The 24,364-nt window shown below is 72.0% G+C and carries 28 protein-coding genes; 8 read left to right on the forward strand and 20 right to left on the reverse strand.

The window, feature by feature from the left end; translation table 11 throughout:
• Positions 1 to 62 precede the first annotated feature (62 nt).
• A complete protein-coding gene (locus J1M64_RS13605; RefSeq protein ID WP_256821310.1) occupies positions 63 to 1,490 on the reverse strand; it encodes a uracil-xanthine permease family protein in 1,428 nt (475 codons plus the stop codon).
• A 76-nt stretch (positions 1,491 to 1,566) separates the two neighbouring features.
• Between J1M64_RS13605 and glp the strand changes: the two genes are divergently transcribed.
• A complete protein-coding gene (glp, locus tag J1M64_RS13610; RefSeq protein WP_206474459.1) occupies positions 1,567 to 2,817 on the forward strand; it encodes a gephyrin-like molybdotransferase Glp in 1,251 nt (416 codons plus the stop codon).
• A gap of 83 nt (positions 2,818 to 2,900) precedes the next feature.
• Complete coding sequence (locus J1M64_RS13615) at positions 2,901 to 3,377, forward strand: BLUF domain-containing protein (RefSeq protein WP_067715030.1); 477 nt, start codon at positions 2,901 to 2,903, stop codon at positions 3,375 to 3,377.
• Positions 3,378 to 3,482: 105 nt separating this feature from the next.
• Here J1M64_RS13615 and J1M64_RS13620 read toward each other — a convergent pair whose 3' ends face one another.
• The 4 genes from J1M64_RS13620 to J1M64_RS13635 form a co-directional block, all read right to left on the reverse strand.
• Positions 3,483 to 3,638: a DUF6131 family protein gene (locus tag J1M64_RS13620; protein WP_096906278.1), complete on the reverse strand. Its 156-nt coding sequence runs from the start codon at positions 3,636 to 3,638 to the stop codon at positions 3,483 to 3,485.
• A gap of 94 nt (positions 3,639 to 3,732) precedes the next feature.
• Positions 3,733 to 4,395, reverse strand: a complete 663-nt coding sequence (locus tag J1M64_RS13625) for a TenA family protein (protein ID WP_067715033.1) — start codon at positions 4,393 to 4,395, stop codon at positions 3,733 to 3,735.
• Positions 4,392 to 5,012, reverse strand: a complete 621-nt coding sequence (locus J1M64_RS13630) for a class I SAM-dependent methyltransferase (RefSeq protein WP_067715036.1) — start codon at positions 5,010 to 5,012, stop codon at positions 4,392 to 4,394. Before J1M64_RS13630 ends, J1M64_RS13625 begins: the two co-directional genes overlap by 4 nt.
• Entirely contained in the window at positions 5,009 to 6,037 is a 1,029-nt protein-coding gene (locus J1M64_RS13635; protein ID WP_067715039.1) for an AraC family transcriptional regulator, read from the reverse strand. The genes J1M64_RS13630 and J1M64_RS13635 overlap by 4 nt, the downstream gene beginning before the upstream one ends.
• A gap of 102 nt (positions 6,038 to 6,139) precedes the next feature.
• On the opposite strand from J1M64_RS13635, the gene J1M64_RS13640 reads away from it, so the two are divergent.
• Positions 6,140 to 8,458, forward strand: a complete 2,319-nt coding sequence (locus J1M64_RS13640; RefSeq protein WP_206474460.1) for a fatty acid desaturase — start codon at positions 6,140 to 6,142, stop codon at positions 8,456 to 8,458.
• Between the two features lie 7 nt (positions 8,459 to 8,465).
• Here J1M64_RS13640 and J1M64_RS13645 read toward each other — a convergent pair whose 3' ends face one another.
• Complete coding sequence (locus J1M64_RS13645; RefSeq protein WP_069388761.1) at positions 8,466 to 9,551, reverse strand: NADH:flavin oxidoreductase/NADH oxidase; 1,086 nt, start codon at positions 9,549 to 9,551, stop codon at positions 8,466 to 8,468.
• A gap of 85 nt (positions 9,552 to 9,636) precedes the next feature.
• Between J1M64_RS13645 and moaCB the strand changes: the two genes are divergently transcribed.
• Together moaCB and J1M64_RS13655 are read left to right on the forward strand one after the other, a co-directional pair.
• Complete coding sequence (moaCB, locus tag J1M64_RS13650; protein WP_241261519.1) at positions 9,637 to 10,692, forward strand: bifunctional molybdenum cofactor biosynthesis protein MoaC/MoaB; 1,056 nt, start codon at positions 9,637 to 9,639, stop codon at positions 10,690 to 10,692.
• Complete coding sequence (locus J1M64_RS13655) at positions 10,689 to 11,141, forward strand: molybdenum cofactor biosynthesis protein MoaE (RefSeq protein ID WP_206474462.1); 453 nt, start codon at positions 10,689 to 10,691, stop codon at positions 11,139 to 11,141. The genes moaCB and J1M64_RS13655 overlap by 4 nt, the downstream gene beginning before the upstream one ends.
• A 5-nt stretch (positions 11,142 to 11,146) precedes the next feature.
• Here J1M64_RS13655 and J1M64_RS13660 read toward each other — a convergent pair whose 3' ends face one another.
• Together J1M64_RS13660 and J1M64_RS13665 are read right to left on the reverse strand one after the other, a co-directional pair.
• Positions 11,147 to 12,703, reverse strand: coding sequence for an HNH endonuclease signature motif containing protein (locus J1M64_RS13660; protein WP_206474463.1), 1,557 nt, complete (start codon positions 12,701 to 12,703; stop codon positions 11,147 to 11,149).
• Between the two features lie 88 nt (positions 12,704 to 12,791).
• Entirely contained in the window at positions 12,792 to 13,418 is a 627-nt protein-coding gene (locus J1M64_RS13665; protein WP_067715362.1) for a nucleosidase, read from the reverse strand.
• A 91-nt stretch (positions 13,419 to 13,509) separates the two neighbouring features.
• Between J1M64_RS13665 and J1M64_RS13670 the strand changes: the two genes are divergently transcribed.
• Positions 13,510 to 14,175: a hypothetical protein gene (locus tag J1M64_RS13670; RefSeq protein WP_067715364.1), complete on the forward strand. Its 666-nt coding sequence runs from the start codon at positions 13,510 to 13,512 to the stop codon at positions 14,173 to 14,175.
• 13 nt (positions 14,176 to 14,188) lie between these two features.
• Here J1M64_RS13670 and thpR read toward each other — a convergent pair whose 3' ends face one another.
• Genes thpR through J1M64_RS13700 form a run of 6 tightly spaced genes read right to left on the reverse strand, consistent with a single transcriptional unit; the run spans position 14,189 to position 18,099 of the window.
• Positions 14,189 to 14,779, reverse strand: a complete 591-nt coding sequence (gene thpR / locus J1M64_RS13675; RefSeq protein ID WP_067715367.1) for an RNA 2',3'-cyclic phosphodiesterase — start codon at positions 14,777 to 14,779, stop codon at positions 14,189 to 14,191.
• Between the two features lie 19 nt (positions 14,780 to 14,798).
• A complete protein-coding gene (crcB, locus tag J1M64_RS13680; protein WP_253701975.1) occupies positions 14,799 to 15,224 on the reverse strand; it encodes a fluoride efflux transporter CrcB in 426 nt (141 codons plus the stop codon).
• Positions 15,221 to 15,646: a CrcB family protein gene (locus J1M64_RS13685; RefSeq protein WP_206474464.1), complete on the reverse strand. Its 426-nt coding sequence runs from the start codon at positions 15,644 to 15,646 to the stop codon at positions 15,221 to 15,223. Before J1M64_RS13685 ends, crcB begins: the two co-directional genes overlap by 4 nt.
• Positions 15,647 to 15,659: 13 nt before the next feature.
• Positions 15,660 to 16,511: a maleylpyruvate isomerase family mycothiol-dependent enzyme gene (locus J1M64_RS13690; protein ID WP_206474465.1), complete on the reverse strand. Its 852-nt coding sequence runs from the start codon at positions 16,509 to 16,511 to the stop codon at positions 15,660 to 15,662.
• The gene (locus tag J1M64_RS13695) at positions 16,508 to 17,365 is read right to left on the reverse strand and encodes a thioesterase family protein (RefSeq protein WP_067715376.1); all 858 of its coding nucleotides are present in this window, start codon (positions 17,363 to 17,365) and stop codon (positions 16,508 to 16,510) included. Before J1M64_RS13695 ends, J1M64_RS13690 begins: the two co-directional genes overlap by 4 nt.
• On the reverse strand, positions 17,362 to 18,099 hold the full coding sequence (locus J1M64_RS13700) for a TetR/AcrR family transcriptional regulator (RefSeq protein WP_253701978.1): 738 nt from the start codon (positions 18,097 to 18,099) through the stop codon (positions 17,362 to 17,364). The genes J1M64_RS13695 and J1M64_RS13700 overlap by 4 nt, the downstream gene beginning before the upstream one ends.
• On the opposite strand from J1M64_RS13700, the gene J1M64_RS13705 reads away from it, so the two are divergent.
• On the forward strand, positions 18,071 to 18,262 hold the full coding sequence (locus J1M64_RS13705) for a hypothetical protein (protein WP_206474506.1): 192 nt from the start codon (positions 18,071 to 18,073) through the stop codon (positions 18,260 to 18,262). The two genes, J1M64_RS13700 and J1M64_RS13705, sit on opposite strands and share 29 nt — an antisense overlap.
• A gap of 302 nt (positions 18,263 to 18,564) precedes the next feature.
• Here the strand turns inward: J1M64_RS13705 and J1M64_RS13710 are convergent, their stop codons facing one another.
• On the reverse strand, positions 18,565 to 18,909 hold the full coding sequence (locus J1M64_RS13710; protein ID WP_067715382.1) for an Lsr2 family protein: 345 nt from the start codon (positions 18,907 to 18,909) through the stop codon (positions 18,565 to 18,567).
• A 142-nt stretch (positions 18,910 to 19,051) separates the two neighbouring features.
• The gene (locus J1M64_RS13715) at positions 19,052 to 19,744 is read right to left on the reverse strand and encodes a sirohydrochlorin chelatase (protein ID WP_067715385.1); all 693 of its coding nucleotides are present in this window, start codon (positions 19,742 to 19,744) and stop codon (positions 19,052 to 19,054) included.
• An 81-nt stretch (positions 19,745 to 19,825) separates the two neighbouring features.
• On the opposite strand from J1M64_RS13715, the gene J1M64_RS13720 reads away from it, so the two are divergent.
• Positions 19,826 to 20,611, forward strand: coding sequence for a 1-acyl-sn-glycerol-3-phosphate acyltransferase (locus J1M64_RS13720; protein WP_206474466.1), 786 nt, complete (start codon positions 19,826 to 19,828; stop codon positions 20,609 to 20,611).
• 27 nt (positions 20,612 to 20,638) lie between these two features.
• Here J1M64_RS13720 and J1M64_RS13725 read toward each other — a convergent pair whose 3' ends face one another.
• The 4 genes from J1M64_RS13725 to J1M64_RS13740 all read right to left on the reverse strand — a co-directional run bounded on the left by J1M64_RS13725 (position 20,639) and on the right by J1M64_RS13740 (position 24,247).
• Positions 20,639 to 21,505, reverse strand: a complete 867-nt coding sequence (locus tag J1M64_RS13725; protein WP_206474467.1) for an NAD(P)-dependent oxidoreductase — start codon at positions 21,503 to 21,505, stop codon at positions 20,639 to 20,641.
• On the reverse strand, positions 21,502 to 22,284 hold the full coding sequence (locus tag J1M64_RS13730; protein WP_206474468.1) for a phosphoadenylyl-sulfate reductase: 783 nt from the start codon (positions 22,282 to 22,284) through the stop codon (positions 21,502 to 21,504). The genes J1M64_RS13725 and J1M64_RS13730 overlap by 4 nt, the downstream gene beginning before the upstream one ends.
• Complete coding sequence (locus J1M64_RS13735; protein WP_067715396.1) at positions 22,281 to 23,975, reverse strand: nitrite/sulfite reductase; 1,695 nt, start codon at positions 23,973 to 23,975, stop codon at positions 22,281 to 22,283. Before J1M64_RS13735 ends, J1M64_RS13730 begins: the two co-directional genes overlap by 4 nt.
• A gap of 92 nt (positions 23,976 to 24,067) precedes the next feature.
• Positions 24,068 to 24,247 carry a hypothetical protein gene (locus J1M64_RS13740; protein ID WP_206474469.1) on the reverse strand — a complete coding sequence of 60 codons (180 nt, stop codon included), beginning with the start codon at positions 24,245 to 24,247 and terminating at the stop codon, positions 24,068 to 24,070.
• Positions 24,248 to 24,364 lie beyond the last annotated feature (117 nt).

Raw genomic sequence — 24,364 nt, forward strand, 5'->3', positions numbered from 1 at the left:
CGGTCGCGTGACTCCAAGTGTAGGGGGCACCGTCCGGCGGCGTGCGACCCCCGTCCGGTCACCTATCCGCTGTGTCCCCGTCCGCGGCGCGCCCCTGGCGGGGCGGGGACGTCCGGGGCGGGGACGTCCGGGTTCGGCCCCAGCAGCGTGAGCTCGTGGATCTCGTCGCGCTCGGCCTGGTCGCGCAGCTGGGGCGCGATCGCCCGCCCCAGGTGGTAGCCCAGGACCACCACGAGGGTGCCCAGCGCGATGCCGCCGAGCTGGAAGTCGTCGGTGATGAGCAGGGTCGTGTCGCCGACCGCGATCACCACACCCGCCGCCACCGGCACCAGGTTGAGCGGGTTGCCGAAGTCGACCCGGTTCTCCTTCCAGATCTTGGCGCCGAGCAGGCCGATCATGCCGTAGAGCACCACCGTGATGCCGCCGAGCACGCCGCCCGGGGTCGCGGAGATCACGGCCCCCAGCTTGGGGGAACACCCCAGCACGATCGCGGTCAGCGCGGCCACCACGTAGGCGGCCGTCGAGTACACCTTGGTCGCGGCCATCACGCCGATGTTCTCGGCGTACGTCGTCGTCGCCGATCCACCGAAGGACGTGGCCAGCACGGTTCCCGCGCCGTCCGCGGCCAGCGCGCGGCCCATCAGGCCGTCGGTCTCGGTGCGGGTGATCTCGCCGATCGCCTTGACGTGCCCGGCGTTCTCGGCGATGAGCGCGATGACGCCCGGCACCACGAGCAGCACGAACGCCAGCGAGAAGTCGGGCGCGTGGATTCCCACCACGCCGGCGGCCTCGTCGGTCATCGGCGGCAGCCCGATCCACGGCGCGTCCCACACCGCCGACCAGTCCACGCGCGGGCTCTCGGGCCCGGTGACCAGGTCGAGCACCCAGGACAGGACGTACCCGAAGACCAGGGACAGGAAGATCGCGATCCGCCCGGCGAAGCCCTTGAGCCCCACGGTCATTCCGATCAGCACGATCATCACCGCCAGTGCGACCCACTGGTCCTGCGGCCAGTACGTGTCCGCCACCACCGGCGCCAGGTTGAAGCCGAGCAGCATCACCACGGCGCCGGTCACCACGGGCGGCAGGATCGCGGTGACCACGCGGCCGCCCACGACGTGCACGATCAGGCCCACCACCAGCAGCGTCGCGCCGGCGACGAGCATGGCGCCGGTCACCTCGGCGCTGGTGCCGCCCTGCGCGCGGATCGCGGCGACCGCGCCGACGAACGCCACCGAGGTGCCGAGGTAGCTGGGGACCTGCCCCTTGACCACCGCGAGGAACAGGAGGGTGCACACGCCGGAGAAGAGGATCGCCAGCTGCGGGTTGAGCCCCATGATGATGGGGAAGACGAACGTCGCGCCGAACATCGACACCACGTGCTGGGCGCCGATCCCGATGGTCCGCGGCCAGCTCAGCCGCTCCATGGGGGCGACCACCTCGCCGGGTCTGATGTTCTTGCCGTCGCCGTGTACCGACCAGAGACCCACTTCTTCCCCACTCTCGCTGCGTCCGGCCGCACTCGCGCGGACCGTAGGCACAGTACAACGCGGTTACGGTGGTGACATGACCTCCCTGCCAGACAGGCCTAGCCGCCCGTCCCCCGCCGAGTACCGCGAGCTCCTGCGTTCGCACCTGGAGCCGGTCCTCGAGCGGGCCGCCCGCAGTACGCACCTGCCGCTCGCGGCGTGCGCGGACTCGGTGCTCTCGGCGGCGTTGCGGGCGTCGGTCGACCTGCCGTTGTTCGTGAACTCGCAGATGGACGGGTACGCGGTGCGCTCCGCTGACGTCGCGGGGGCGGGACCCGACTCGCCGGCGCGGCTGACGGTGGTCGGGGCGGTGCACGCCGGTGACGGGCCGGGACCCGATGTCGACGACGACGAGGCCTGCAAGATCATGACCGGAGCGCCCGTCCCCCGGGGTGCCGATTGTGTGGTGCCCATCGAGGACACGACCGTGAGCGAGACCGACCCCACTGTCGTCCTGGTGCATGCGCCGCGGTCGCGGGGCGAGTTCATCCGTCGCCCGGGGGACGATGTCCGGGCCGGAGACGTGGTGATCGACGCCGGGGTGCGGCTACAGGCGCGGCACCTGGCGGCGGCGGCCTCGCTCGGGGAGTCGGGACTCGACGTGCGGCCGCGGCCGCGGGTCGGGGTGGTGGCCACCGGCTCCGAGCTGGTGGCGCCGGGGCGGCCGCTCGCGCCCGGGCAGATCTGGGAGTCCAACTCGATCACCCTGGCCGCCGCGCTCAAGGCGTGCGGCTGCGAGGTCACCACGACGCTCATCAGCGGCGATGACCGCGCGGCGTTCACCTCGACTCTCGACGCGGCCGCCGGGCACGCCGACCTCGTGGTGACCGTCGGCGCGGTGTCGATGGGCGACGCCGAGGTCGTGCGCCAGGTGCTCGCCGACCGGGAGGGCGCTCGTTTCGCCCCGATCGCCATGCAGCCCGGCGGCCCGCAGGGGCTCTCGAGCTGGCGTGGCACTCCCGTGGTGTGCCTGCCGGGCAACCCCGTGAGCGCGATGGTGTCGTTCGTCGTGCTCCTGCGGCCGGTCATCCTCGAGGCCGTCGGCCGCGCGCCGATCCGCCCCGTCCGCGCCCGCCTGTCCCGCGACGTCACCTCGCCTGCCGGGCGGATGCAGTACCTGCGGGCGGCGCTGGCCGCGGACGGCGACGGCCGGCCCACTGCCGATCCGGTCTCGGGCCCCGGCTCGCACCTCGTGGCCTCGATGGCCCGGGCGGACGTGTTGATCGAGATCCCCGCCGACGTCACCTCACTGGAGTCCGGCGCCGAGGTCGACGTCCTGCCGCTGTAGGGGCACGCCGTACAGTCCGGGGGAAGGTGCGTTGACCAGCCTGCGCACGTCGTACTTCGCCGCGGGCGAGAACGGGGGTCCCGATGCGTTCCGACGCCGAGCCGACCGCGGTGCCGGACGAGGGCCTTCTCAAGTACCTCGTGTACACGAGTACGCCGACCAGGCAGATGGTGCCCGAGGACTTCGAGTCGATCCTGCGCACTGCCAGGCACCGCAATCGTCGCGTGGGAATCACCGGCATCCTGCTCTTCCGGGACAACTGCTTCATCCAGTTCCTCGAGGGCCCACCGGCCGAGATCGATGCCCTCCTGGACGACATCATCGCCGATGAGCGGCACCACCACCTCCGCGTGATCCTCACCGAGACGACCGTCGACCGCAGCTTCCCCGATTGGCGGATGGGATTCGGGACGCCCGGGGCCCACGAGCCAGCCGGCCTGCCCGACGAGCGCGACAGTTTCAACGACCTCGCCGCCGGTGCGGACGGGGGCACGGTGCGACGGGCGGCCGACGTCGTGTCGACCTGGTTCAAGGCGAAGGAACACTCCGCCGCGTCCTGACCCGGCACAGCAGACGTGTAAATGACGAGCGTCCGACGCACCCGCTACAAGCGGACTGTGCGCCGGACGCTCGTGCTCACCCCGGGTCAGATGTGACCCGGCGTGTCAGAACCAGTGTTTACGTCCACCGACCGCGCGGCCTGCCGCACCGAGGATGACGAGGATGACGCCGATCGCGATGAGCACGAGACCGATCGTCCAGAGGATGGGGATGTCCAAGAGGAATCCGAGGATCAAGAGAATTGCGCCAAGAATGATCATGTAGTCGTCCTTTCACCGTAATTTTTCAGGAACGACTGAGCGTACCCACGTCCCACAGAGTCCGCGACCGATCGCGCCCGGTCACGCCCGCGCCTCATCCCGTGCTGTCGAGCGCCTGCTGCCAGAAGTCGATCTCCAACCGGGTGGCCGTGCGGAACACCGCGGTGAGCTCGTCGAGGCGGCGGTCGGTGAGCCCGCCGTCGGACAGCACGTCGAGCTGCTCGATCGCGGCGCCGGCGGCGGCGGTGAACTCCGCCCCCGAGTACTCGGAGATCCATTCGCCGTAGGGATGCTCGCCGCCGTACTCGGCGAGCCGGGGCGCCAGGTGTGCGCCGATCTCGGCGTAGCCGATCGTGCACGGGGCCAGCGCCACATGCAGGTCGAGCAGGTCCCCCGCCATGCCGGAATCCAGCACGTACCGGGTGTAGGCGACGGTGGCCTGCTTCTCGGCGGCGGCCTCGAGTTCGGCGCGCGGGATCCCCCAGCGTTCGGTGAGCCGCAGGTGTAGCTCGGTCTCCGCGAGGATCGCCCCTGTCGCCCGGTGGGCGGCGGTGATGTCGGCGAGGGTGCGGCTCTTGTAGGCGGCCAGCGCGTTGGCGCGGGCGAACTGCACCAGGAAGTGGAAGTCCTGCACCAGGTAGTCCTGGAACACCGCGAGCGGCAGGGTGCCCTGCCCGAGCTCGGTGACGAACTCGTGTTCGGTATAGGCCTCCCACTCTGGACGGCAGCGGTATTTCAGGGTCTCGAACAGGGTCACTCGGCTCTCCCGTCGTGGGCGGACATCAGGCGGGCGACGATCGCGCCGTGAGGTCGAGCTCCCGGCCCGGTCCGCGTGTAGGTCTCGATCACCTCGAAGTCTGCCATCCGCAACTCCTCCGACAGGGCCTCAACCGGCCAGCGGTAGGCCCCGGCCACGGCGTGATCGAACCGTTCGACCTCCGCGCCGTGGAAGAACCCGAGCAGTAGTCCGCCACCGGGGCGCAAACACCGCGCCATCCGCACGAGCGTCGGTCGCACGGTGGCCGGCTCGTGGTGGATGAGCGAGTACCAGGCGAGAATCCCGGCGACCTCGCCGGGCGACCGGGGTAACGCGTCGAGGTCACCCACCTCGAATCGACACCCGGGATGAGCTCGGCGGGCGTGACTCACGAACTCCGGTACCTGGTCGACTCCGCGCACGTCGACGCCCCGGGCCGCCAGGTGGCCCGTCCAGTGCCCTGGGCCGCAGCCTGCATCGATCAGCGGCCCGTCGAGCTGATCCGCCCAGCGCGCGACCAGCTCGAGGTCCGAGGGGTGGACCGACGCGATGGAACCGAGGTGGTCGATGTACTCCTGTGCGCGGCTCGAGTACGCCGCTCCGACCTCCCCGGTCACGACGACCTCCCCCGTCGGCGACTCGGCTGTACACCCTCCCACCGGCGGAAACTGCGGGAGAAGGTCGCGGTCTCGGAGTAGCCCAGCTCGGCGGCCACCTCGGCCACCGGGACGTCGTGCACCAGCAGCTCGAGCGCCCGCTGATGCCGCACCTCGTCGACCAGCGTCCGATACGAGGTCCCTTCCGCTCCGAGGTGGCGTCGCAGGGTGCGGACATCGACGTGCAGTTCCGCCGCCACGTCCGCCATCGACGGCCAGGTTCCGCGCTCGTGCCGGAGCCGGCTGCGCACCTGGCCGGCCACGCCGACCCGCGCGAGCCTGTCGGCGAGGAGCTCGCGGCACTGCCGCTCGAACACTCGCGCCGTGTTCTCGTCGCCCTGCGGCAGCTCGGCCTCGAGGGCCTGTCGCGAGACGGTCAGCCGGTTGCGCGCGGCGTGCGGCGTGACCGTGTCCGGCGCCAGGCCCCACGCGTGCCCGACCAGCGCCGCGCTCTCCGGGCCGAGGGTCGTCTCGAGCGAGACCGGCCCCAGGTCGATCCGGGCACCGCGGAACGCCGCGGCCAACCCTGCCAGGTCCCGCTCCACGACGAAGGTGCGCACGTCGGCGGGGATCTGGTCGTCGGCGGCGACCAGGACCGCCCCGCCGTCCGGGCCGTCCACCTCGAGAGAGAACTGCACGTGGGTCGGGGACAAGGCGAGATAGGGGATCGCGCGATCGATCGCCGCCCGCACGGTGGGGCCCGCGAGCATCATGAAGCCGATGACGCCGGTCCGCCCGATGGTGGAGTGGGCACCGACGCCCGCCCCCAGCCCGGGCCGGTCTCCGAGGCGCGCGAGCAGGGTGCGGATCACCGTGAACTCCTGGTGCGCCCAGATCTGCGCGGTCTCGTCGTGGAGGTCGCCGGGATCGAGGCCCGTGCCGGCCAGGCACTCCGTCGTCGTCATCCCGTGGGCCAGCCCGCCCTCCACCATGATGCGGACGCCCTCGGTGCCCCGCGGCACCGCCCATACCGGCGAGGAGTCCATCGGCCGACCGTAGCAACACCGGGCGGCGGATGTCCGAAAATGCCAACTCTGCGCCCGTTTGCGACCTTCCCGCGCCCGCGTCGGGTGGCTAGCGTCACAGTCATGACTCTCGCCGCACGCGCAGGAACCGCCCAGTCAGCCGGCCCCACCGGCCTCGCCGACGAGATCCGGGCGCTGTACGCGCGGGCCAAGGCCGCCGTCGGCGAGGACGACCTGGCGCACATCCGCAACGTCACCGCCTACGGCCGGGCGATCGACGCCCGTCGCCGCGAGTTGCTGCGCGAGGGCGGGCCGCGGGCGATCCGGCGGGCCACGGCGCTGGAGATGATGTACCGGCTCATGCAGTTCTCCGAGCTCGGGCACAACATCGTCCACGGCAGCTACGACCACCTGCCCGGCAACGGCGACTATCACTCCGACCGTTACGAGTGGGACTTCAACGTGGACGTCGACCACTGGAAGACGATGCATCACGTGGGCCACCACCCCAACACGAACATCGTCGGCAAGGACCACGACCTCGGCTACAGCATCTTCCGCGGCAGCGCCGGACAGGACTGGTACGGCCACCACCTCGGTCAGGTGGCGCTCATCTCGGCGCTGGCGGCCGCGGCCCCGGCAGCGGCTCCGTTCTTCCTGGCCAACATCGCCCGCAAGGTTTCCGGCGACCCGTTCTTCAGCGCCTACACCCTGCGCTCGCCCGCCCGGATCGCCGGACGCGACCTCCGACGTCGCTTCGTCGACGAGCCGTTCCGCTCGGGGTGGAAGCCGCTGCCCACCCTGCTGTCCAACTACCTCGGCGGCGTCACCGGTTACATGGCGGTGCTGTTCCTGGTGTTCATCGAGCACCACGCCGGCGAGCTGGAGCTGTTCACCGACCCCGGCCCCGATGAGACCGCCGACCAGTACTACGAGCGGCAGATCCGGGCGACCCGCAACTTCCTGCCCAGCACGCAGATGGACGACGCCCTCGCGCGGGTCCTGGAGGAGGAGGTGCCGTTCGCCGATCGCCCCGACCTGCGGATCTTCTACGGCGGCCTCGACACCCACGTCGAGCACCACCTGTTTCCCGATCTGCCACCGTCGATGCAGCGCAGGATCGCCCCGGAGGTCCGGGCGATCGCCGCGAAGTACGGACTGCCGTACCACGAGACGCCGCTACTCGAGACGGTGCCGCTGATCGCCAAGACGCTCACCGGGCTGTCGGTCCCGTTCGGCGAGCGCGAGTTCGGCCGCCCCTCGACACTGTTGCGCGACCCCGCCTCACTCGTACGCCGCGTGCGCGCCGGGCTGTCCTACAGGCCCCTGCCCGAGTCGCCGTACCTGGACAAGCCGCGCTTCCACAACGTGCCGGTCAGGGTCCTGTCCGCGACGCCCGTCGCCGACGGCCAGGCCGTGTCGGTGCGGTTGGCCCGCCCGCGCGGCTGGGAGGACATCGGGTGGGATGCCGGAGCGTACGTGTCGCTCCGGGTCGCCGGCGGAGGCGATCGCGCCGGCGATGGTCAGGGCGGCGAGGAGTCGGTCCGCCAGTACAGCCTGGTCCGCGACAGTTCGGACGCGGAGGCGGATGCCGGGGGCGCCATGGAGATCTGCGTCAAGCGCGTCGAGGGCGGGCGGGTGTCCACCCGGCTCAACGACTCGTTGCGCGCGGGCGACCACGTGACACTGGTCGGCGTGCCGCAGTCCTCGGGCGACTTCCCGACGCCCTCGCCGGGTGCGAAATCCCTGCACATCGCCGGCGGGGTGGGGATCACCCCGATCATCAGTCTGTTGCGCCGCATCGCCCGCGACGCGCGCCGCGGCCAGCCCGACGGAGCCACCGGTACCCGCCCCGACGCGACGCTGCTGTACGTCAACCGCGACGACCGCTCGATCATCTTCGAGTCCGAACTACGCGAGCTCGCCCGCGACTCCGGCATCACCCTGCACCTGTTCACCGATGCACCGTCCGCGCGCGAGGACCTCTCCACCTGCCGACTCGGCCCAGAGCTCCTGCAGCGCGTGGTCCCCGACGCCGCCGATCGCGAGACCTACGTGTGTGCCCCGGCCGCGCTCATCGACCTGACGCGCGGGTGGCTGCGTGACCTGGGCCAGCCGGCCGGGCGGTTCCACGCCGAATCGTTCACCGCGCCCGAACTGGACCGGCCCGACGACGACGGCAGTCGCTACACCGTCCGTTTCCGCCGCACCGGCACGGCGGTGGAGATCGACGGTGCCACCACCCTGCTCGAGGCGGCCGGCCGCGCCGGGATCGCCGTGCCCACCGGCTGCCAGCGCGGGCTGTGCAAAGCGTGTGTGACGCCCAAGCTCAGCGGCACCATCCGCGCGGAGGCCGCCGACCGTGCACCCGGCGCCGTCGCGCAGGAGCGCGTCACCGTCTGCACCGCGCTGGCCTGCTCGGACGTCGAGCTGGATCTCTAGTCGGCCGTCACCACTTCCCGCGCGTGTACTGCGGCGGGTACGGGGCCCGCCGCCAGTCCAGGCCGAGTTCGGCAGCCGCGCGCTGTGGCCAGGCGGGCTCGCGCAGTGCGGCGCGCCCGAGGAACACCACGTCAGCGCGCTCGTCGACCAGCAGCTGTTCGGCGTACTCCGGGTCACTGATGAGCCCCACGGCGCCCGCCAGGACTGCACCCGACGCGCGCACCTCCTCGGTCAGCGGCACCTGGTAGCCCTGCTCCAGTTCGACCGGCGGCCGATCGGGGGTGTTGGCGGCCGAGGAGACGTCCACCAGGTCGACCCCGTGCTCGGCGAGCCGGCCCGCCAACCAGCGCGAATCCTCCGGGGTCCAGCCGCCGGGCACCCAATCCGTGGCCGAGATCCGGACGAACAGTGGCTTACCTTCCGGCCACACCTGCCGCACCGCGTCGCAGATCTCCAGCAGCAGCCGGGCCCGGTTGTCGCGCGAACCGCCGTAGGAGTCGTCCCGCTCGTTGGACAGCGGCGAGAGGAACTCGTGGATGAGGTACCCGTGGGCGGCGTGGATCTCCACGACGTCGAACCCGGCGTGGTCGGCGCGGCGGGCGGCGTCGGCGAACGCGGTCACCACCGCGCGGATCCCGTCGACGTCCAGCGCCTCGGGTGTGGTCATGTCACCGAACCCGATCGCCGAGGGCGCGACCGTCGTCCACGCACCCTCCTCGGGCGGAAGTGAGCCGACCGGGTATCCGGGCCACGCCCGGTACGCCGACGCCTTCCGCCCGGCGTGCGCCAGCTGGATGCCGATCGCCGCCCCCTGGGAGTGCACGAAGTCCACGATGGGCGCCCACGCATCGCGCTGCGTGTCGTTCCACAGCCCGGCGTCCTCGGGACTGATCCGCCCCTCCGGCACCACCGCCGAGGCCTCCGCGAGGATCAGGCCGAACCCGCCCTGCGCCCGCGCGCCCAGGTGCACGAGATGCCACGGCGTGGGCACCCCGTCACGGTCCTCGCACGAGTACTGGCACATCGGCGAGAGCCACACCCGGTTCCGGATCTCGAGGTCGCGGATACGGATCGGTTCGAAGAGCATCGCCATGTCCGCGATTAAACCCGCACCCCGTGACGCGCCGCCTCGCCGCACCCCCGGAGCCCGCCGCACCCGGCCGACTACCGTGAACGGCATGACTGACGCGCCGACCGGACAGGGCTCATCACCCGAGCCGAAGCTCACCCACCTCGACGCCGAGGGCCGCGTGCGCATGGTCGACGTCGGCGACAAGGCGGTCACCACCCGCACCGCCACGGCCGAGGGGATCTTCCGCACCCGCCCCGACGTCGTGACCATGGTCGCAGGAGACTCGCTGGGCAAAGCCGACGTCCTGGCCACCGCCCGCCTGGCCGGGATCGGCGCGGCCAAGAAGACCTCCGAGCTCATCCCGCTGTGCCATCAGATCCCGCTGAACTCGGTCAAGGTGCACTTCGACCTCGACGACGAGGCCGGCGAGATCCACGTGAAGGCCACCGCCAAGACGACGGGCAGGACGGGTGTCGAGATGGAAGCCCTGACCGCCGTCTCCGTGGCCGGGCTGACGCTGCACGACATGGTCAAGGCCGTCGACCCGCTCGCCACCATGGACGGGGTCCGCCTCGCCGCCAAGACGGGCGGCAAACGCGGTGACTGGACGCGAGAATCCGAGAAGGCGACCGGGAACGACGACGACGAGGTGACGCGCGCGAACACCGGGCCCGCCGCGCTCGATTCCGGCCGAAGTGGTGTCGTCGTCGTCTCCTCCACCGCCGCCGCGCACGGCCACCGCGAGGACACCACCGGCCCCGCCATCGAGGGTTGGCTCCTCGAGCGCGGTTTCTCGCCGGTCGAGGTGCACGTGGTAGCCGACGCCGACATCGCCACGGCCGTCACCGAGCACGTCCGCCGCTCCCCCGCGGTCCTGTTCACCACCGGCGGCACGGGGGTCGCCCCGGACGACCGCACGCCGGAGGCCACCGCGCCGCACCTGGAGCTGGAGCTGCCGGGGGTCGCCGAGGCGATGCGGGCCCGCGGCCTGGCGGCCACGCCGACGGCGGCGATGAGCCGCGGGCTCGCGGGCTTCGCCGGACGTACCCTGGTGGCGAACCTGCCGGGTTCGACGGGCGGGGTCCGCGACGGGTTGGCGGTACTCGACGACCTGCTCGAGCATCTGCTCGACGTCCACGCCCACGGAGGAGGACACCGATGAGCGTCTCCAGTCCGCTGGTGGACATCACCGACCGGGAGATCAATCCGCGCGAGGTCGAGAAGGCCGTGTGGACCAGCGCCGACGGAGCGATGGTGACGTTCTCCGGCGTCGTGCGCGACCACGACGGGGGCCGCGAGGTCCACGACATCGAGTATTCGGCCCACCCAACGGCCCGCGAGACGCTCGCCCGGCTCTGCGACGAGGTCGCGGCCGAGCACACCTCGCCAACCGATTCCGGGCGCACGGTCCGCGTCTCCGCCGTCCACCGCGTGGGCGTGCTGCCGGTGGGCGAGGTCGCGGTGGTGGTGGTCGCCGTGGCTCCGCATCGGGCCGAGGCGTTCGCGGCGTGTTCGGAGCTCATCGAGCGTCTCAAGCACGGGGTGCCCATCTGGAAGCGGCAGCGCTTCACCGACGGCGTCTCCGAATGGGTGGGCGTCGGCGACTGCTGAGTTGGTCAGGCCGGCCGTCTGCGGGGTCCGTACCTGTCCTGACCCGGCGGATTGATGAGTGTGCCGTCGTCGGCGACGATGCGATCCGCGTAGGCGTTCCACTCGCGTTCCCAGATGGCGTCACGGGCACGGGCCAGGGGGCCCTTGGGTCTGGTGCGGTGTTCGTGTCCGGTGTCGGTGATGATGACGAGTTCACCCAACGGCCCGGACCGGTAGGCGTTGGTCCCGAACGTTTTCTCCCGGTGGTGTTTGCGGCACAGGCAGACGAGGTTCCACTCGGTGGTCGGCCCGCCGAGTTCAGGGTCCTTCTTGTTGAACGCGATCACATGGTCCACGTCGCAGGCCTCGGCGGGAACCGAGCACCCGGGGTGGCGGCAGGTGCCGTCGCGCATGCGGATGCGCTCGGCCATCGCGGGGGTGATCACGTAGCGCAGGGCGTGCTCGGGGGAGTCGAGCACGCCGGGGGCGGGGTCGATGAGCTCGAACCGCACGCTCGCGTCGTCGCCCTCGAGCAGTTCCGTGCAGAGCCATTCGACGCTGCTGTAGGTGCCGTGGACGAACTCGACGCGGTTGGGTAGGCCCCGGGCCGCGGAGGCGATCACGCTGATGCGGATCGGCTGACCGGCCCGCGCGGCGTTGCCCAGTGTGGGCCGGGGGAGGTCCGCCCCGAGCCTGACGTCGCCGAGCTCGATGCCGTCGTGCTCGGACGCAGGGGCCGGGCCGGAGCCGGAGCCGGGGCCGGAGCCGGGGCCGGGGCTGGTTGCGGCCGGGCCACCAGCAGGCGGATAGACGGCGAGCGCGGCGAGGGCGTCGGCGCGGAGCTGATCCAGGGAACCGTCCAGTCCGTCCGCCGAGGCGGCCGACGCATCGGTCTCGATGCGACGCCGGAGGAGTTCGGCATCGGCGGCGGTGAGCTTGGCCCACATCGTGGCCATGCCGTTCCGGTCGCCGCGGAATCGGACCGAGCGGGTGGCGGCCGCCGCTGCGGCGGCGTCCTGCGCGGCAGCCGGGTCGTGTCGCTCCACGGCGTCATCGATCGCCGAGTCAACCGCGTTGCGGGTCGGCCGGTCGCCACCGTCGAGATCGCCTGTGAAGCGCGCGACCACCTCGTCCTCCACGACCGACACGATCGCGTCGGACACCTCCGCCAGGCGACACGCGATATCGACCGCCAACTGCTCGGGCAGCAGCCCGCGGTCGACCGTGGACCGCAGACGGGGCAGCCGCCGGTGGATCTGCGTCCCGGCCGTCACCAACCGCGCGGCGTGCCAACACGTGAGCTGACACGCCGCCACGAGGTGATCGCGGGCCCGCGCCTCCGGATCCAGCCGGGCGTACGCGGGTCGGCGCGAACCGGCGCCGGCCTCGTCGGCCTGCTCCGCCTGTGCCTGCTCGGCCCGGGCGAACTGTTCGACCAGGACATGCGCCGCCTCCAGCCGCGTGGCCCCGGCGCGGTTCTGCGCCAGCGTCGCGGCACGGGCCGCCTCGCTGACGGCCTCCCTGTCGACCATGCCGAGGGGCTCGGGTACGGCGAACAGCGCACTCGTCGTCGTCGTCACCATTCCACCCCCTCCGCCACCGACATCGAACCTACATTCGACAATACCCGCGCCGGCGCACTAGCACAAGGGTTCGATCACGTTCGATCATTCACCCCAACCTGTAACCCACCCACTGCGCCAGGATCCGCGCGCAGGCGTCGACGCCCTCGACCCACGTGGTGCCCGCGGACTCGTCGGCGGCATCCGAGACGTGCTTGACCAGCCGCGTGGGCACGCCCACCATCGCGCCCGCCGCGGCCACCGCATACCCCTCCATGTCCACCAGGTCGGCGATCCCGGCCAGGCGGTCCCGCACCGGGCCGCCCGCGACGAAACTGTCGCCGGTCGCGAGCAATGGCGCTGCCGATCCCCCGGGCCCCGACGGCGCGGCGGCGTGCTCGGGGGTCACCGCACGCAGGGCGGACAGCGCCAGCGGCGGGCCGTCGTGCCGGCCGGTGACGGCGTGCAGGGCGGGGTCGTCGAAGTCGTGCTGGAACACGGTCGCGATCTCGTGCGTGCCCTCCATGCCCGGGTGCAACCCGCCCGCGGTGCCCACGTTGACCAGCTCACGCGGCCGTGCCCCGCCACCGAGCGCGTGCGCGACGGCCACGGCCGCGCGCACCTTGCCGACGCCGGTGACGAGCACTGGGAAGTCGGTGACGAAGTGCCGTGCCTCCTGCTCCAGCGCGACGACGACGAGAGGGTGAGCCGGATCGACGGTCCCGATGAGTTCCACGCGCCATACGGTAGCCGTCGCGGGGCCCACCCGAGTCCGCCGCCGGGCCTACGGTGGAGTCGAACCACCCCGAGGGAAGAGGTCGTCCGCGATGTCCGTCCATGCCGCGCCCGTCACCACAGCACCCGTCACTACAGCGACCGCCGACCGGCGCCGCGCCCTGCTCGCCCTGCCCGCCGCGGCACTGCTCGCCGCCGCCGGCTGCTCGAACGGCACCGAGGACGCGCAGGCGCCCGAGACCGTCACGGCCACGGTCAGTGCCCCCGTCGAGGTCAGCTCCCCGGCCACCGAGCAACCCGCCGGCGACCGCCGGGACCAGGCCACCGACTTCGACCGCGCCAACTGCGACACCGAAGTCTCCGGGCAGGACGTCACCGGCGATGTCACCGTCCGCGACGGGCAGACGTGCGTACTGTCCGACCTCACCGTCACCGGCGACATCGACGTCCTCGGCGGCGGTCGACTCGAGGCGACCACCATCCGCGTCACCGGGGACATCGAGGCCGAGGGGCACGCCTTCGTCCTGGTATCCGGCGGCGAGGTAGCCGGGTCGATCGAGCTGGACCGCGGTGGCGAGGCGATCGTGGAGAACGTCCGCATCGGTGGCGACCTGGAGTCGGAGGAGAACACCGATTCGCAGCGGTTCGAGGGCAACACGATCGGCGGCGATCTCGAGTGCGAGGCCAACGCCCAGACCCCGACAGGTGGCGCGAACCAGGTCGGCGGCGGGCGCGAAGGCCAGTGCGCGATGCTCTGACCGGCTGCCCGATTCACCCCACGGGCGGGTCCCACCAGCGTCGCTCGCCCGCACCCAGCGGCAATCGGGCGACGACCTCGTGGCGGGCCCGGCCCCGCGGCCCCTCGCCGAGGAACGAGTCGACGAGTGCGATCTCGGAGACCTCCCACCGGCTGCTCGTGAAGGTGTCGAGCACCCGCAGCCAGGCGGTCGCATCGTCACGGCCGCCGAGCCGGGCGAGCGTGAGGTGGGGACGGAACCGGGCGCCGTCCGGGGCGCAGCCCGCCGCGTTGACGGCCGAACGGGCGCCCGCGGCGAGCGCGTGGAGCGGCCGCCCCTCGGGCTGGTCGATCCCCGCCCACAACACCTTGGCCCGCTCGACGGACGGGAACGCCCCCGCGCCGGCCAGGCGTAGCGTGAACGGCTCGTGCTTCCGGGCGACCGCCTCCACACGCTCGGTCAGCTCGTCGAGGCGCCAGTCGTCGACGTCGGGACAGAACGTCAGGGTGAGGTGCCACTGGGCGGGGTTGGTCCACGCCAGACCCGGCCGCGGTTCGAGGAACCGTTCCAGTTCCTCGCGAACCTCGTCGGGCGGCGCGACCGCGACGAACATCCGATGCCCCATCACTACACCGTGCCCATCACTACACAGTGGCCCACCACTCGCCCAGCCACAAGCCCGACGCGGCCGCGGCGATCGTCGCGGCCATCGTGCCCACCGCGTAGGCCAGCGCCATGACGACCCGCCCCTCGCGGCCGAGGCGGAGCGTGTCGTAGCTCGCGGTGGAGAACGTCGTGTACCCGCCGAGGAGACCTGTGCCGATCACGGAGACGGCCAGTGACCACCCCGGCTTCGCGGCGCCGGCGTAGAACCACCCCACGAGCAGGCCGAGGGCCAGTGAACCCGACACGTTGATGAGGAACGTCGCCAGCGGGAACGGGCGCCGCCAGCGCGACGACACCGCCACGTCCAGCACGTACCGCAGTGCCGCGCCGGCGCCCCCTCCCAGCGCGAGCCACCCGGCCAGGACGGCGTCGTCCCACGTCATGGGCACCACGGTGATGTTCACGAGGTCGCCCGCGCCCGGTCTTGTCGCCCCCGGGACGCCAGCACGATCCCGAGCATCGTCGCCACCGCGCCCAGCGCCAGCGTGGTGGCGCCGTAGAGGACGGCCACGGGGACATCGCCCCGGTCCATGAGCCTCGCGGCCTGCAGGGCGATGAGGGAGTAGGTGGTGAATCCCCCGCAAAAGCCGGTCCCGAGCAGTAGTCGCACACCTCGTCGTCGTTCCCGGCCGGGGCGAGCACCATCCCGGTCAGCACCGTCGGCGAGCCGGGTCGCCAGGTACCCGAGCGCGAACGCGCCCACCAGGTTCACGGCGAGGGTCGCCACCAGCGCCGGATCGGGGACCGCCAGTGACACCACGACGCGCGCGTAGGTCCCGGCCGCGCCACCGAGCGCGACCAGTGCCACCGCGGCGGGGAACCTCACTGCGTCGGTCCGCTCACGTGGACAGTCCGGCCTCCAGGGCGGCGTCGAGGCCGTTGCGATCACCGGTGATCTCCAGGCCCGCGGCATCGGGGCCGACGCGGCCCCACAGCAGCAAGGCGAGCGTCTCCGGCGGCCCCGCCACCTCGACCACGCCCGTGGAGTCGGGGCCCGCACCGTCCGTACCGGGCAGCTCCCACTCCAGCGCGCCGAGGGCGCTCGCCCCGACCGGCTCGGCGCCCGCGGCGAGGCCCACCGCGGCCGGGCCCTCCGGGGCGTGGGGGACGCCGCGGAGGCGGATCGTCACCGCGAGCGGCGGGACGTGGGCGGCCATGTGCGGGCGCATGACGGTACAGAACTCGTCGACCGTGTCGACGGCGACGTCCTCCGGCACGGGCGTCGTCGCGGTGGCACCGTGCAGGGCGTTCTCGACGTCCCAGCGGTGGACGAGGGTCTCGTGGAGCTGGCGCCGCGGCCAGAAGTCGGCGCGGCCCGGGCCGGAGAAGGTCCAGACCAGGGCGTCGGGGGCCGTGTCGGTGAACGTCGTCATCATCTCGGCGGTGAGACCGGAGTACCAGTCGGCGAGCGCGGCGGCGCCCTCGGTCACCGGCGGCGCGGACTCCATGACCGCTCCCCTTCCCCCGGTCCGGGTGTCGGGCGTGGCCTCGCGGACCGTGGCGGCGCCCCACCAGTTGACCGCGCCCAGGTGGACCACCAGGTCGTGCACGGACCAGCCCGGGCACGAGGCCACCGGGGCGGTGACGTCCGCACCGGTCCCGAGCCCGTCCCCGGCCAGGGCGTACCGCACCAGCCCGACCTGCGCCTCGAGCGCGTCGAGCATCCTGGAGTAGGCGAGCCGGGAGGTCATACGCGGGTCGCCTCGTCGGACCCGGGGCGGTCGTTGCCGTCCGCCCGGCGGCGGGTGAAGTCGATCTGTCGCCCCGCGTTCGACACCGCCACCACGGTGCCGGTGCCGAAGATCCCGTCGCGGTCGAACAGCGAGGCGGTGCCCACGGCCACGCCGTCCGCGCTGACGTGCTCGTCGGCCTCGATCCCGATGTCCCCCGACCGGGGCAGCCGGGCCAGCGCCACGGTGAGGTCGGCGTTGATGAAGCCGATCCCCTCGTCGCCCCAGTGCGTCATGAGGCTCGTGGACTCGGACACGATCACGGCCCGCTGGAACGGGGAGGCCGGCTCGCCCTCCACCACGTCCAGCGGGTGGATCCAGAAGCGCTTCCGCTGGTCGTTCTGGTGCACGCCCATGTCGCGGTCCCACGAGGGGCCGGGCTGGCCGCTGCCGAAGAACACGTTGGTCCCCGGCCCGGTCTCCCCCGGATCCGCGTCGGCCGGCGCCGCGAGCTCCCGGCCGGACCGCCACACCGTCCCCGGTGGCTGTTCACCGCGGCGCAGCTGGACGAACGTGGCGCGGGCGACGGCCTTGCCCCCCTGGATCAGCCGCGCGTCGGCCACGCGGATGCGGTTGCCGCTGCGGATCTCCTCGGTCTGGACGACCAGGGGTTCGTTGCGCACCGGCGCGAACAGGTCCACCGTGAGGCGGGCGGGTTGGAACTCCTCGGCACCGAACTCGTGCTCGAGCGACCGGGCGGCCGCCACCACGACGGCCGGGCCGTTGACCATACTGTCCGACCAGGCGCTGCGGGCGTACCGGGTGGGCAGGTACGCCCCGCTGTCGTCCAGGGTGAAGAAGGCGCGTTCGCTCATCGGGCCACCCCGTCCGTGCCGGTGGCGCCGGCGTACGCGCCGAACCCGGCCGAGCCGCCCGCCGACCCCGCCGCCCACGACCGCAGGATCGCCGCGAGCTGCGTCTCGAAGTACTGCTCGGCGCTGGGCGAGGACCGCCACACACTCAGCTCCAGCGACACGACCCCGTGCAGCGACGCCCAGATCGCGGTGGCGGTCTCGTGCACGTCGGCCGACCGGAACACGCCCTCGTCGACGGCCGCGTCGACCACCTCGAGCAGCGGTTCGCGCCACAGCGCGTCGACGGCACTGTCCCCACCCCTGCCGTCCCCGGCCCCGGCGATCCCGGCTCGCGGCGACCGCACCGGCTCGCCCACGACCAGCCCGTACAGGCCCTGGTTCTCCAGTGCCCATCGCCGGTACGCGCGGCACAGCGACCGCATGTCGCCCTCGACGCTGTCGTGCCGCAGCGACTCGCGCAGGGCGGCCGCCAGTTGCCGGTCGGCCTCGTGCGCGACGGCCGCGAGCAGGCCGGACTTGCCGCCGAACATCGTGTAGATCGCCGTGGTGGAGGTGCCCTGGGAGGCGGCGAGCGGCCGCAGTCCCAGCGTCTCCGGCGCCGCGTCCCGGAGCCGTCGCGTGGCCTCGTCGAGGATCCCCCGGCGCAGCGCCTCGTCGTACTGGGCGTGGTGTGGGGCGCGGGTCGCGGCCTGGGTCGAGGCGCGGGTGGCCGCGCGCGGCGAGGAAGGGGTCACCCCGGCAGGGTACGACGACGACGACGACATCGGCGTCATAGCGGCGTGGCGTGTCGCGGCGGACGCCGTGATGCCGACGTCGTGGCACCGCCATCACGCCCACGTCCTGCGCCGGAACGGCGCCGCCGAGCACGCCGTGGCAACGGTGTCCCACCTGCTGTGACGGTGTTCCGATCCACGCATGGCTGCGCGCCGTCTTCGGTCCGTTCCGGACGCACGACCCGGCTGAACCAGGACAAGGGAATTCGGCGCCGGGCCGGGCAACTCGAGAGAGTCGGCGGGCCCCGAGCGGTCAGCGTGCGAAAAGGTCAGCGTGCGAAAAGGTCAGCGTGCGAAAAGAAAGGCCCGCAGCCCCTCGCGGGGACTACGGGCCTTACTTTGTGCGCGATTCCAGCTCGCCGCCTCGTCGAGTGGCGACAGGGTTAGTCCGCGTCCGTGTGTTGGTCGTACAGACCGGTGTCCGTATCAGTTGGCCGCGGCGTAGGCGTCCATGATGTCGGACGGAATTCGGCCGCGGTCGGAGACCTCGTAACCGTTGCTGCGGGCCCATTCGCGAATCGCCTTGGTATCGCCCGACGACGACGACTTGGCCGCGGCCCGGCGTGCAGGCTTGGCCTTGCCACTGGACGAGACACGATGGCCGTTCTCCACGTACGGAGCCATTACCTCGCGGAATTTCTCAGCATTCTCGTCGCTGAGGTCGATCGTGTATTCCTTACCGTCAAATGCGAACGTGATCGTATTGGCGTCGCTGCCGAGATCCGTTCCGTCGAGGTCGTCGATGTACTGCACCTGGAACTGCTGTGCCATGTGTTCTTCTCCCTTGGCCGACTCTGTTCTCTATATGAAGACATTATGCACAGGGAAGTCGACATACGCACACGTATGTTTTGGATAACGCTTCTCGACAATGTTTTCAGTGCTGAACTTTTCGGGGACATTCCACAGTTGTTCAGTGGCCGAAAGAGTCGGAATTCTCGCGATATCTCCGCACGATGAGATCGACGATCTCCGGGTGTGCGCCGAGTGGCGGAGAGACGATATCCCCGCCTGCCGCGGCCATTCGATCGGCGAAGAAACCGGGGGCGAGAAGGTGGGTCGCGACCGCCACCCGACGTCGCCCCCCGGTGCGGAACTGTTCGACCGCCTCGGCGACGGTCGGGACCGCCGCGGAGGCGAAACCCGAGGTCACCGGCACGCCCATGAGGTCGGAGAGCCTGTCGGCGAGCGCCCTCGTCTCCGCGATCGACGACGCGTTCTTACTCCCCGCCGCGCCCAGGACCACGGCGTCCGCGCCGAACGCGCCCACCGCGCCGGCCTCGGCGAGCCGCTGCATCAATGCCCGCACGACCTCCGGTTCCGCACCGAGGTGCGGCGTCTGGACGACCGGGCCGGGGGCGTCGCGGCAGGCCTGCCCGACGTCGTGGGTGACGTGGTAACCGCGGGCAAGGAAGGCCGGGACCACGACCGTCGGTGCGCCGTCGGTGAGGATCCGGCCCGGGCCGGGTGACTGGACGTCCACCCAGGAGAGTCGGCAGTCCACGCCGGCCAGCTGCTTACGCGCTTCCAGCAGGACCCGACCCAGCACGCGGCGGCCGGCCGCCGCCCGGGTGCCGTGGGCGACCAGCAGGAGGCGGGGGCTCATGACGTCATCCCGGGAGCGTTCACCCTTCGAGCATGCCGCAATCCGGGTGCGGGGCGGCAGCTGCTCGGCGACACTGGGGGGATGAACGCAGGCGGCAGGCGGGGTGCGCGGCCAGAGGTGACCGTGGCCAACTGGGAGGCCGTGTACGACTTCTACGGCCCCGGTCGGCGGCGCGACGGCTTCACCCACCCGCTGCTGGCCCTCGTCGGGGCCGTTTATGCCCCCGAGCTGCGGATCGCGCCGGAGACCGTGTCCGAGCTGGACCGTCTCCACGACGCCGGGGTGGGGATCGTCGTCGCCGCCAACCACCCGTCCAAGCACGACCCGTTCGTCCTGGCCTCGGGCGTGTTCGACAAGCGGGTCCGGTTCCTGTCGAGCGGCACCGGCCTGACCAAGGACCCGCTCTTCCGGGGCCCGCTGCGTCCGGTGTTCGAGTACACGGGGACGGTCCCGGTGTTCCGGGCCAAGAACTACCAGGGCACGGCTCGGGAGGTGCACGACGCGGCGGCGGCCCGGCTCATCGGTATCTGCGTGGATCGTCTCACCGCGGGCGGCGTGGTCCTGACGTTCGTCGAGGGGACCAACTCCTCGGCCGACGACCTGCACACGCTCCGTCTCGACTCGGTCAAGAAGGGGGTGGGCCAGATGGTCCGCGGGGTCCGCGAGGAGGGCGGCCGGGTGGCGGTCCTGCCGGTCGGGATCGTCTACCACGGGCGGGAGCACGCCAGGACACCTCCGCGACGCCCCGTGCTGGCCGCGGGCCGGCCCATCGTGTGGGAGGACCCGGGGGCCCCGCCGGCGATCGACGAGGTGCGAAGCGCGGTGCGCGACGGGATCGACGACGCCCTCACCGCCGCCTGGGAGTAGACGGCCGCCCTGCCCGGACTGCCCTGCTCAGACCACGCCGGGGACGACCTCGAACTCCACCCCGACGGCGTCGAGTTCGCGGGCCCGCGCGGCCAGGCTGGCCGCCGCCGCGATCCGCACGACCCCGTGTCCCGCGGCGAACCGCGTCGCCACCAGTTCGGCGACGCGGGCGGCGGGCAGGCCGGGTCCGGTCTCGAGCACCTCGACGTCGTCGTCGAGTTCCGTCAGCAGCGCGGCGTCGGCCGCGCCGTCGGTGACCAGGACGTCCGCGGCGTGGACGAGGCGTCGGGCGCGCACGGTGAGCAGGTCACCGTCGCCGGAGCCACCCACGAGCGCGACCCACCCGGTGGCCGGGCGGCGCCGGGCGCGGAGGCCGGCCGGCGCGGTGGCCAGCGAGCGCGCCACGTGGCGTCCCACGCGCACCGACCGCCGGGGGTCGCCGGAGTCGACCGCGATGCGCACGAGGCCGGCGGGCGTCGCGACGGCCGTCCGCGCGGGTACCCGCGCCGAGCCGAGCCCGGCGTCCCCCGCGGTGACACACCAGATGCGGCGCTGCTCGCACAGGGCGGCGATCTCCGCGTCGACAAGGGGGTCGCCGGTGGCGACGTGCACCATCCAGGGACTGTCCAGGTCGGATGGGGTGAACGACCTGGTGACGACGACGAGGCGGTCGGATGCCCGCTCCGCGAGGTCGGCCATGGCCGGGTCGACGCGCGGGGCCACCACGCGCAGGATCGCGCCGGCCTCGAGGAAGGTCTCCGCCCGGCGGGCCGAGACGGGCCCGGCCCCGACGAGCAGCACCTCGCGACCTGCGAGGCCGACGGTGAGCGGGAGCCCGTCCAGCGCCGGCGTCGGTGCCGGGCCGGCGGGCGGCGCCGAGAGCGCGCTGGTCACAGGTGGATGCCGCACTCGGTCTTGGACGACCCCGCCCAGCGGCCCGAGCGGGGATCCGCTCCGGCCTCGACGCGGCGGGTGCACGGCTCGCAGCCGATCGACGGGAAGCCGTCGTCGAGCAGCGGGTTGAGCAGGCAGCCGTGCTCGGCCGCGTAGTCGTGGACCCGCTCGAGGGTCCACGCGACCAGCGGGTTGATCTTGACCATGGAGTGCTTCTCGTCCCACTCGACCATGGCCGCGCCGGCCCGGTGGTCGGTGTCCACGCGGCGCAGGCCGGTGATCCACGCCTCGTAGCCGGACAGGGCGGCGTCCAGCGGCTCCACCTTGCGCAGGCGGCAGCACAGCTCGGGGTCGGTCTCGAAGGGGCGCGGGCCGAGGGCGGCCTCGTGCTCTTCGCGGGTCGCCGGGCTGCGGACGTCCACCACGTTGAGGCCGGGCGTGGCCGCGAGCGCGTCGCGGACGCCGACGGTCTCGGAGAAGTGGTAGCTCGTGTCGAGGAACAGCACGTCCACGCCGGGGGCGTGGGGTGCGGTCATCTCCGGCACGACCGTGTTGGCCATGGAGCAGGCCACCGCGAGCGCGTCACCGAAGGTCTCGCCCGCCCACGCCAGGACCTCGGCGGGGTCGATCTCGGAGTGGTTGCCGTAGAGGCCGCGGTCGTCGAAGCGACGACCGGCCTCCTCGGCGATCGCCTTGAGCTCGGCGGCGGTGCGCTTCCGACCGGGGCCGGGGGTGAGGACCGTGCTGCGGGGCAGCAGGTCCAGAGCTACAGCCGTCATACGAGGGCCTCCTCGTCCACCCGGTGCGCCCACTCGGCGAAGGTCTCGCCGCCGGCACCGGTGTCCATGTACTTGCGGATCACGCGCTCGACGTAGTTGGGCAGTTCGGCCGACGGCACGCGGAGGCCGCGGACCGTGCGCCCGAGCCCACCCGACTCCTGGTCCTGGGAGGCCAGCCCGCCACCCAGGTGGACCTGGAATCCGGGGGTGTCGCCGTCGAGCAGCTGACCCTTGAGCCCGATGTCGGCGGTCTGGATCCGGGCGCAGCTGTTGGGGCAGCCGTTGAGGTGGATCGACAGCGGCGTGCGCAGGGGCGCGTCGTCGGCGAAGCGCCGCTCCAGCTCGTCGACCAGCGCGGTGGCGGTGTCCTTGGTGTCGACGAAGGCGAGCTTGCAGAACTCGATGCCGGTGCACGCCATGGTGGCGCGGCGGAACGAGCTCGGGCGGGCGTACATGCCGATCTCGGCCAGTCCGTCGACCAGCTGGTCGACCTTGTCCGGCTCGACGTCCAGCACGAGCAGCTTCTGGTGCGGGGTGAAGCGGACGCGCTTGGATCCCGCGGCCTCGGCGAGGTCGGCGACCTGCGCCAGCTTCTCGCCGCCCACGCGGCCGACCGTCGGGGCGGCGCCCACGTAGTAGCGGCCGTCCTTCTGCTCGAAGACGCCCACGTGGTCACCCGAGCCGACACCGCGGCGGGGTGCCGGGCCGTCCGGCAGCTCGCGGCCCAGGTACTCGTCCTGCATGACCTGGCGGAACTTCTCGGCGCCCCAGTCCTTGATGAGGAACTTGAGCCGGGCGCGCGTGCGCATGCGGCGGTAGCCGTAGTCGCGGAAGATGCCCACGACGGCGGCCCACACCTCGGCGGCCTCCTCCTGGCGGACGAACACGCCGATGCGGGTCGCGAGCTGCGGGTTCGTGGACAGGCCGCCGCCCACCCACAGGTCGTAACCGGGTCCGAGCTCGGGATGCTCGACGCCCACCAGCGAGATGTCGTTGATCTCGTGGACCACGTCCAGGCTCGGGTGGCCGGTGATGGCGGACTTGAACTTGCGCGGGAGGTTGGAGAACTCGGGGGTGCCGATGTACTTGGCCTTGATCTCGGCGATCACCGGGGTGGGGTCGAGGATCTCGTTCTCGGCGACGCCCGCCACCGGGCTGCCGAGGATGACGCGCGGGCAGTCGCCGCAGGCCTCGACGGTGTCGATCCCCACGTCCTCGAGCCGCTGCCAGACGGTGGGGACGTCCTCGATGGCGATCCAGTGGTATTGGATGTTCTGCCGGTCGGAGATGTCGGCGGTGCCGCGGGCGAAGTCGGTCGAGATCCCCGCGAGTACGCGCAGCTGGTCGGTGGTGACCGCGCCGCCGTCGGTACGGACGCGCATCATGAAGTACTCGTCCTGCAGCTCGTCGGCCTCCAGCTTGGAGGTGCGGGAGCCGTCGAGACCCTGCCTACGCTGGGTGTACAGGCCCCACCAGCGCATACGGCCGGAGAGGTCGTCCGACGGGATCGAGGCGAAGCCCTCCTTGGAGTACGTGTCCAGGATCCGCTGGCGCACGTTGAGCGCGTCGTCGGTGAGCTTGAACTCCTCGTTGTGGTTCAGCGTCAGCTTGCCGTCGATCTTCCACTGCCCCTGCGGCTTGGGCGCCCGCGCGGGACGAGCAGGGCGGGGGGCGGCTGCAGTATCGGTCATGCCCGCGACAATAGTCAGAACAGACTGGTCTGTCTATCCAGGGTGACCTAACCGACCCCCGCCCGCCCGTCGTCACTCAGGTGACGTCGAGTTCACGCCACCGGCAAGGTCGAGCCGAGATCCCCGGCGATGCCGAACAGGGTCCCCCAGAGGATCTGGACGATGTGGAACGGGAGGAACGTTGCCGAATCGACGAGCGTCGAGCCGGAGTCCTGGACGAGGCTGCCGGCCGCCGCCATCGACGACCCGGCGAGCTCTACGAGACTTCCCATGATGCACTCCTTCCGGAGCTGGTCTGACGACCCGTCACCGTGGCGGATCTGCACCCCAGACGCCCCGCCGTAAGCCTAGGCATTTCCTCATAAAGTGGGAACCATGCAGCATAACGG

This window comes from Dietzia sp. KRD202, assembly GCF_017168155.1.
Lineage (GTDB): Bacteria > Actinomycetota > Actinomycetes > Mycobacteriales > Mycobacteriaceae > Dietzia > Dietzia kunjamensis.

Bases quoted from the DNA above. Each gene is read 5' to 3' on its own strand.
- J1M64_RS13635 (WP_067715039.1), bottom strand. From the start codon at position 6,037: ATGGACTCCTCGCCGGTATGGGCGGTGCCGCGGGGCACCGAGGGCGTC.
- J1M64_RS13720 (WP_206474466.1), top strand. From the start codon at position 19,826: ATGAACGCAGGCGGCAGGCGGGGTGCGCGGCCAGAGGTGACCGTGGCC.
- J1M64_RS13710 (WP_067715382.1), bottom strand. From the start codon at position 18,909: ATGGCACAGCAGTTCCAGGTGCAGTACATCGACGACCTCGACGGAACG.
- glp (WP_206474459.1), top strand. From the start codon at position 1,567: ATGACCTCCCTGCCAGACAGGCCTAGCCGCCCGTCCCCCGCCGAGTAC.
- J1M64_RS13655 (WP_206474462.1), top strand. From the start codon at position 10,689: ATGAGCGTCTCCAGTCCGCTGGTGGACATCACCGACCGGGAGATCAAT.
- J1M64_RS13740 (WP_206474469.1), bottom strand. From the start codon at position 24,247: ATGGGAAGTCTCGTAGAGCTCGCCGGGTCGTCGATGGCGGCGGCCGGC.
- J1M64_RS13730 (WP_206474468.1), bottom strand. From the start codon at position 22,284: ATGACGGCTGTAGCTCTGGACCTGCTGCCCCGCAGCACGGTCCTCACC.
- J1M64_RS13670 (WP_067715364.1), top strand. From the start codon at position 13,510: ATGTCCGTCCATGCCGCGCCCGTCACCACAGCACCCGTCACTACAGCG.
- J1M64_RS13645 (WP_069388761.1), bottom strand. From the start codon at position 9,551: ATGGCGATGCTCTTCGAACCGATCCGTATCCGCGACCTCGAGATCCGG.
- moaCB (WP_241261519.1), top strand. From the start codon at position 9,637: ATGACTGACGCGCCGACCGGACAGGGCTCATCACCCGAGCCGAAGCTC.
- J1M64_RS13640 (WP_206474460.1), top strand. From the start codon at position 6,140: ATGACTCTCGCCGCACGCGCAGGAACCGCCCAGTCAGCCGGCCCCACC.
- J1M64_RS13695 (WP_067715376.1), bottom strand. From the start codon at position 17,365: ATGAGCGAACGCGCCTTCTTCACCCTGGACGACAGCGGGGCGTACCTG.
- thpR (WP_067715367.1), bottom strand. From the start codon at position 14,779: ATGGGGCATCGGATGTTCGTCGCGGTCGCGCCGCCCGACGAGGTTCGC.
- J1M64_RS13660 (WP_206474463.1), bottom strand. From the start codon at position 12,703: ATGGTGACGACGACGACGAGTGCGCTGTTCGCCGTACCCGAGCCCCTC.
- J1M64_RS13620 (WP_096906278.1), bottom strand. From the start codon at position 3,638: ATGATCATTCTTGGCGCAATTCTCTTGATCCTCGGATTCCTCTTGGAC.
- J1M64_RS13735 (WP_067715396.1), bottom strand. From the start codon at position 23,975: ATGACCGATACTGCAGCCGCCCCCCGCCCTGCTCGTCCCGCGCGGGCG.
- J1M64_RS13615 (WP_067715030.1), top strand. From the start codon at position 2,901: ATGCGTTCCGACGCCGAGCCGACCGCGGTGCCGGACGAGGGCCTTCTC.
- J1M64_RS13715 (WP_067715385.1), bottom strand. From the start codon at position 19,744: ATGAGCCCCCGCCTCCTGCTGGTCGCCCACGGCACCCGGGCGGCGGCC.
- J1M64_RS13690 (WP_206474465.1), bottom strand. From the start codon at position 16,511: ATGACCTCCCGGCTCGCCTACTCCAGGATGCTCGACGCGCTCGAGGCG.